Annotated in this window: 1 protein-coding gene; it reads left to right on the top strand. The window is 34.3% G+C overall.

The annotated features are described in order from the left end of the window. A partial coding sequence (locus tag KVT27_RS23650; protein WP_217582076.1) for an ATP-binding cassette domain-containing protein occupies positions 1-472 on the top strand: 472 nt, incomplete at both ends.

Raw genomic sequence — 472 nt, 5'->3', positions numbered from 1 at the left:
AAGCTCAGCCAGGACAACTATTATTAATTATTCTTATTTTTTCAAGGCTATGGCCAAGATTTACAAGCATTCAATCCAATCTTGAGCAACTAGCTGCAAGTATTCCTGCTTTTAAGTCTTTAATAGAATTACAAGAAGAGTGTAAGACAGCAAAGGAATTACAAGATATAGAACAGTGTTATAAACATGTAAAACCAATGTCTATAAGAAAAGGGATTGAATGCCGAAACGTATATTTCCGTTACAATGAAAACGAACATGTATACGCTCTACAAAATATTAATGTGCAAATCCCAACCAATCGTATGACAGCAATTGTTGGGCGATCGGGTGCTGGAAAAAGTACATTAATTGATATTTTAATGGGGCTTATTCAACCGGAAAAAGGACAAGTATTAATAGATGATGCGACTATTACAAGTGATAATTTATTGGCTTTAAGGAAATCTATTAGCTATGTTCAGCAGGACCC

The organism is Lysinibacillus sp. GbtcB16 (assembly GCF_019091145.1).
Taxonomy (GTDB): Bacteria; Bacillota; Bacilli; order Bacillales_A; family Planococcaceae; genus Lysinibacillus; species Lysinibacillus fusiformis.
The sequence above is the reverse complement of the archived record's forward strand: the minus strand, read 5'-3'. Positions and strand labels throughout refer to the sequence as shown.